The organism is Skermanella aerolata KACC 11604, assembly GCF_000936425.1.
Classification (GTDB): Bacteria; Pseudomonadota; Alphaproteobacteria; order Azospirillales; family Azospirillaceae; genus Skermanella; species Skermanella aerolata.
The window spans coordinates 1-5,820 of record NZ_AVFK01000116.1; the positions used below are offsets into that span (position 1 = coordinate 1).

The window sequence follows — 5,820 nt, forward strand, 5'->3', positions numbered from 1 at the left end:
GGCTCATAACCTGAAGGTCGCAGGTTCAAATCCTGCCCCCGCAACCAAACAAAACCCCTGAACCGCTCGCGGCTCAGGGGTTTTTCTTTTTCCTGTTCAGGGCAGTCCCCATCTGCCCCGTGAATGGTAGCCGTGAGAGGAAGGGGCATGACTGAGCAATTCACCGACGGCGCGCTGGTGCTGCTGTCCGGCGGTCAGGACTCCACCACCTGCCTTGCCTGGGCGCTCGACCGCTTCCCCACCGTGGAAACCATCGGCTTCGACTATCGCCAACGCCACTCGGTAGAATTGGAATGCCGGGCTTCCGTCCGTGAAGGCTTGGCAGCCCTGCGGCCGGATTGGGCCGAGAAGCTTGGCGTCGATCACATGCTCGACCTCGCGACTTTGGCCTCTCTCGGTGAGACGGCCATGACGCACGACGTCGAGATCCACATGACGGCTGCCAATCTCCCCAATACCTTCGTGCCCGGCCGCAACCTGCTGTTCCTGACCTTTGCCGCCGCCCTTGCCTATCGCCGTGGCCTTCGCCACATCGTCACCGGCGTCTGCGAGACCGATTACTCCGGTTATCCCGATTGCCGCGACGATACGCTCAAGGCCCTTCAGGTGGCGCTTAACCTCGGCATGGAGAAGCGCTTCGTCCTCCACACTCCCCTGATGTGGATCGACAAGGCCGCGACATGGCAACTCGCCGAGGACATCGGCGGCGAGCCGCTGGTGGACCTTATGGCGGAACGGACCCATACCTGCTACAAGGGCGACCGAAGCCACCGCCATGCGTGGGGATATGGCTGTGGCGAGTGCCCAGCCTGCGATCTGCGGGCACGTGGCTGGGAAGTTTATGCAGCAAAGCGCGCCCATGCAGGCGCCTTCGGAAACCACTGATGTTCAGTCTGATCTTCAGCCGCCGTTATTCGATGGCTCACCGCCTGCTGTCCGGCGGTTCGCCGAAATGCGCCGTCCCGCACGGCCACAATGAGACAGTGACGGTCAAGCTCAAGTCTACGCGTCCCCAGCGTCTCGATGGCGGCGCCAATATGGTCGAGCCATTCGAGCGCGCCAAGAAGCAGTGGCACTCCTGGATCGACAATCATGTCGATCACGCCTTCCAGGTTTCCGACCGAGATCCCTTGATCGAAGTCTTCGCGCGCATCGAGCCGGAGATCCTGCCGCGTCTGATGGTGATGCCCGGCGACCCGACGACCGAACTTCTTGCCGCCTGTTTCATGGCTAAGCTGAACGCCTTCCTCACGGCGGACGGCGGCCGGCTCACCTGCGTAGAAGTCTCGATCGAGGAAACGCCGACCAACACAGTCGCCTTCGACGGCGATCCCGTCCAGGTCATCCCGGCTGGCACCGGAGACGACAGCTGGTGGTGGCGCGCAGACAACTCGATCAACGACCTGATGCTGGGCAGTGATCCGGTCGCCGACACCTGCGCCTCGGCCAATGCCTGAGGAACAGCTACGATGAGTTACGCCGTCAAGGAAATCTTCTACACGCTCCAGGGCGAGGGCGCCCAGGCCGGCCGGCCGGCCGTGTTCTGCCGCTTCGCCGGCTGCAATCTCTGGTCCGGCAGAGAAGCGGATCGGGAATCAGCCGTCTGCCGATTCTGCGATACTGACTTCGTCGGGACAGACGGGACCGGCGGCGGCCGCTTCTCCGACGCCGCAGCCCTGGCTGCCGCCGTCGCGGCGCAGTGGCCTGCAGGTGCCGGCGGACGGCCCTATGTCGTCTGCACCGGCGGGGAGCCGCTGCTTCAACTCGATATCCCGCTGATCGACGCCCTCCACGCGGTGGGGTTCGAGATTGCGATCGAGACCAACGGCACTAAGCCGGTGCCGGATGGCATCGACTGGATCTGCGTCAGCCCAAAGGCCGGCTCTCAGTTGGTCGTCGAGCGAGGCAACGAGTTGAAACTGGTCTTCCCGCAGGCGGAGTCGGAGGCAAGGCCCGAGAACTTCCTCAACCTCCGTTTCGACAACTTCTTCCTGCAACCAATGGACGGCCCGGAGCGGACCGAGAATCTTCAAGCCACCATTGCCTACTGCCTCGCGAACCCGAGCTGGCGCCTGAGCCTCCAGACGCACAAAATAATGGGCATCCCCTGAAGGCTTAAGAGATAGCCTTCCGTTCATGCCATCATCTGTAAAGTCCATAAACCAACTGCCCGCTGGACTGATTGGGTTTGTGCCGCTTTTATCCGGAAACTGACCAATCTGGAGCGGTTCATGATGATTAAGCTGATGGCGGGGGTCATTGTCGGAACTCTGGTTACATTCGGCGCCCAGGCGGACGACATGGCAAATCGGGGCGAGTATCTGGCGACCATCATGGACTGCACCGGCTGTCATACCGGCGGGGCTCTTGCGGGCAAGCCCGACCCGGCGCTTTATCTTGCCGGCTCGTCGATAGGATTCGAGCTTCCTGGTCTCGGCATCTTCTATCCGCCCAACCTCACCCCCGATGCCGACACTGGCCTTGGAGGCTGGTCCGAGGCAGATATCATCAAGTCATTACGGACGGGAGTTCGGCCCGACGGACGGGAACTCGCACCCGTAATGCCCTGGCGGTCATATTCCAAAATGACGGACAGCGATGCTCAGGCTCTCGCCAGCTACCTGAAGAGTCTCAAGCCGGTTCGCAACGCCATTCCTCAGATTGCCGCGTCGAGCGATGCCGCCAAGGGTCCTTACCTGACCGTAGCGATGCCGAAGAAGTAGCGGAACCCTATCCGCGCCGTCAAACCCGCAGACGGTAGTGATACCGGTAGGCTTCAGCAAAGCCGAAACCGCCGTAAAGCCCCCGTGCCGCATCGTTGCGTCCCAGTACTTGCAGGTAGCTTGCGGAGGCGCCCTGCGTCTGGGCCCAGGCCAACAGGGATTTCACAAGCAGGCGTCCGATCCCCCGGCGTCTTGCCTCGGGAACCGTCACGATATCGAACAGTCCGACCATGCCACGCTCGACCACCGCCAGCCCATAGGCAACCGGCTTCCCGGCTTCGAATACGGTCGCATAGCCCGTCGGCATCAGGATAGAGGCCAACATGCGGTCATGAACCTCACGCATGGCCGGCGAAATACCGTTGGCGGCGGCGAACCCGGCGCTCCAGGCCGGTGAAGGCTGTGCCTTGATCTCCACATCGGGATCGACCCTGATGTCTTCCCCGAGTGCTGCGGTCATGACGTGGGTTTCGTCCATATACCGGTACCCTGCGCGATGCAGCACGCCGTCGGGCTCGTCGCCGGCCAGGGGAGACAGCCGGAAGATCGTCGGCAGGCGTTGACGGCCATAAAGTGCTTCCGCCAGATCCAGCGTCTCTAGAAAGCTCCCTGCCGGAGCTAGCGCGTTGACCGAGTTCGCGCGTCGCGTCAGCCCCTCGGAGAAGCGGAAAAGCCAACCGTCGCAGTAGGCGAACCGCAGTGCAGGCCACGCGTTGAACGCCCGTTCTTCCAATGCCCTGATCGCTGCGTCGTCCAAATTCATTCCGGTCCGTCTCGGCGGTCAGTTTGATCCGTGAGCCAAACCATAGCGCTAAACCGTTAACGTGACACCGGCTGGCAAAAAGGCCGGTTCCGATTGTTCGCAGGATAGAAGAGAGGACTACCGTCCGTGTCTCCATCTCAGCCAGTAGCCCAAATCTTTCCGCGTCTACAAGGCCGCTTCGCCCTGGTCACCGGCGCCTCGCGCGGTATCGGCAGCGCGGTAGCGGTCCGCTTCGCCGAAGAAGGCGCCACCGTCGCCATCAACTACTCAGGCTCCGAGGGTGCTGCCAAGGAAACGCTCAACCTCGTGCGCGAGGCCACGGCCAGATCGGGAACCGACACCAACCCCGACGGACATAAGATCATTCAGGCCGATGTCGGTGACGAGCGGTCCGCCCTCGCCATGGTTGACGACATGCTGGACGAGTGGGGCCGGCTGGATATCCTGGTCAACAATGCCGGCATCCAGTCCGAGGGCAAAAGCGAATCCTATAGCGTCGCAGAATATCACCGGATTCTGAACATCAACCTTACCGGTGCCCTAGTCTGCTCCCAGGCAGCGATCCGGCATTTCCTGTCGCGGCCGGGTGGCGGCACCATCATCAACTGCTCCAGCGTCCACCAATTGATCCCGAAACCCGGCTTCATCGCCTATTCGATCTCCAAGGGCGGCTTGGGCAACATGACCCGCACATTGGCGCTGGAATATGCCGACCGGGGCATCAGGGTCAACGCCGTGGCCCCTGGCGCCATCCTGACCGACATCAACAATGCTTGGCGTAACGATCAGGAAGCACGTGCCAACGTGGAGTCACATATCCCGATGGGCCGCGCCGGATCGCCGGAGGAAATGGCATCGGTCTTCGCGTTCCTGGCGTCCGACGACGCTTCCTACATCACGGGGCAGACGATCTACGCCTGCGGCGGCCTGACGCTGTTCAACGACTTTCGGACGAACTGGGCCTCCTGACGCCTGTCACCTGGACGCGGTGCGGGCGGCCAGCGCCAGCCCGCTCGCGACCGAGGTCAGCTCTCCGCCGGTCCGCAGCTTGTCCTCGCCGAAACGGTCCGAGAACAGCCGGCGGATGATCGGGATGAACGAAGACCCTCCTGTCAGGAACACCCGGTCGACATCGGCGAAGGAGACGCCAGTACGCTCCATCAGGTCGTCGACGCAGCCGGCGATGGCAAGGGTTTCCGGCTTCACCCAATCCTCGAAATCTGAGCGCTGGATCGTCGTTTCGATCGAGGCGCCGGGCAAGGTGAAGCGGAATTTCGTCTCCGGCTGGCCGGACAGCACGACCTTGGCATGCTCGACCGCGCGGTGAAGGTGGAAGCCCAGACCTTCCTCGATCACGGTGATCAGCGCCTGGATCTGAGTCGGATTCTCCGAGGTGCGCAGGATCTCCGTCAGCATCCGCCGTGTCTGCGTGGTGTTGAGGAACGACAGCAGGTGCCAGCGCCGCATGTACTCGAATGGCCAGACCGGCATCGGCAGCATCTGCCCATCCATCGACCGGTACTGCGTCCCGCGGCCCAGATGCGGAGTTACGCAATGCTCCACGATCCGGCTGTCGAAGCTGTCGCCGGCGATCCCGACGCCGCCAACCCCCAGGATGTCGCCCGCACGGTCGCCGTCGGCCTGCGCCGAGGCGCGAGCCTTCGGGCCGACCCGCAACAGGCAGAAGTCGCTGGTGCCGCCGCCGAAATCGGCGATCAGGACCAACTCGTCACGCTCCAGCCCACTTTCGTAGTGGTAGGCCGCCGCGACGGGCTCCAACTCGAACCGGATTTCATGCACCCCGGCCAGCCGAAAGGCTTCCCGCAGCCGGTCCAGCGCCATAGCCTCGGCGTCGTCGCCGGAGTCGCCGACGAAGTGGGCCGGTCGGCCGACGACGATCGTCTGGGGCAGCGGACCGGCGGATGTCTCGGCCTTAGCCTTCAGATCCTTCAGGATCAGCGAGACCAACGGTTCGATACCGAACTGCTTGCCGAGGATGTTGGTGCCGGTGAAGTCCTTCGACGCCAGATAGGACTTCACCGACTGGACGAACCGCCCCTCGCCCTCGCTGTCCAGATACGCTTCGATCGCCTCCGGCCCGGCCCAGTGTGCCAATGTGGTACCTAGACGGTCCTCCTGCTTCTCGAAGAACAGTACGGAGCGGAAGGTCTCGAAGACCTGCGTACCGACGGTCAGCGGGACCAGCCGCGACGGCCCGGAGGCCTCCGCGATGGCGACCGCGCTGTTGGTGGTTCCGAAATCGATGCCGACGTAGGACAAGCTTTGGTTCTTCGTTCTTTTGTGTGCACAGCTTCTGAGGGAAGTTCAGGGCAC

The 5,820-nt window shown here is 62.8% G+C and carries 7 protein-coding genes; 5 read left to right on the plus strand and 2 right to left on the minus strand.

The genetic code is table 11. From position 1 onward, the window contains the following. The first annotated feature begins 147 nt into the window (after positions 1–147). The 4 genes from queC (at position 148) to N826_RS38305 (ending at position 2,723) form a co-directional block, all read left to right on the plus strand. Positions 148–885 carry a 7-cyano-7-deazaguanine synthase QueC gene (gene queC / locus N826_RS38290; RefSeq protein ID WP_044437759.1) on the plus strand — a complete coding sequence of 246 codons (738 nt, stop codon included), beginning with the start codon at positions 148–150 and terminating at the stop codon, positions 883–885. Next, positions 885–1,457 (plus strand): 6-pyruvoyl trahydropterin synthase family protein, encoded by a 573-nt coding sequence (locus tag N826_RS38295; RefSeq protein WP_044437761.1) that lies wholly within the window; start codon positions 885–887, stop codon positions 1,455–1,457. Before queC ends, N826_RS38295 begins: the two co-directional genes overlap by 1 nt. 12 nt (positions 1,458–1,469) lie before the next feature. Next, positions 1,470–2,111 carry a 7-carboxy-7-deazaguanine synthase gene (gene queE, locus N826_RS38300; protein ID WP_044437762.1) on the plus strand — a complete coding sequence of 214 codons (642 nt, stop codon included), beginning with the start codon at positions 1,470–1,472 and terminating at the stop codon, positions 2,109–2,111. A gap of 120 nt (positions 2,112–2,231) precedes the next feature. Beyond that, a complete protein-coding gene (locus tag N826_RS38305; protein ID WP_044437764.1) occupies positions 2,232–2,723 on the plus strand; it encodes a c-type cytochrome in 492 nt (163 codons plus the stop codon). Between the two features lie 19 nt (positions 2,724–2,742). Here the strand turns inward: N826_RS38305 and N826_RS38310 are convergent, their stop codons facing one another. Then, positions 2,743–3,486, minus strand: coding sequence for a GNAT family N-acetyltransferase (locus N826_RS38310; RefSeq protein ID WP_052832806.1), 744 nt, complete (start codon positions 3,484–3,486; stop codon positions 2,743–2,745). Between the two features lie 126 nt (positions 3,487–3,612). Between N826_RS38310 and N826_RS38315 the strand changes: the two genes are divergently transcribed. Beyond that, the gene (locus tag N826_RS38315) at positions 3,613–4,455 is read left to right on the plus strand and encodes a glucose 1-dehydrogenase (protein ID WP_044437765.1); all 843 of its coding nucleotides are present in this window, start codon (positions 3,613–3,615) and stop codon (positions 4,453–4,455) included. 6 nt (positions 4,456–4,461) lie between these two features. Here the strand turns inward: N826_RS38315 and N826_RS38320 are convergent, their stop codons facing one another. Further along, complete coding sequence (locus tag N826_RS38320) at positions 4,462–5,766, minus strand: Hsp70 family protein (RefSeq protein ID WP_052832807.1); 1,305 nt, start codon at positions 5,764–5,766, stop codon at positions 4,462–4,464. Positions 5,767–5,820 lie beyond the last annotated feature (54 nt).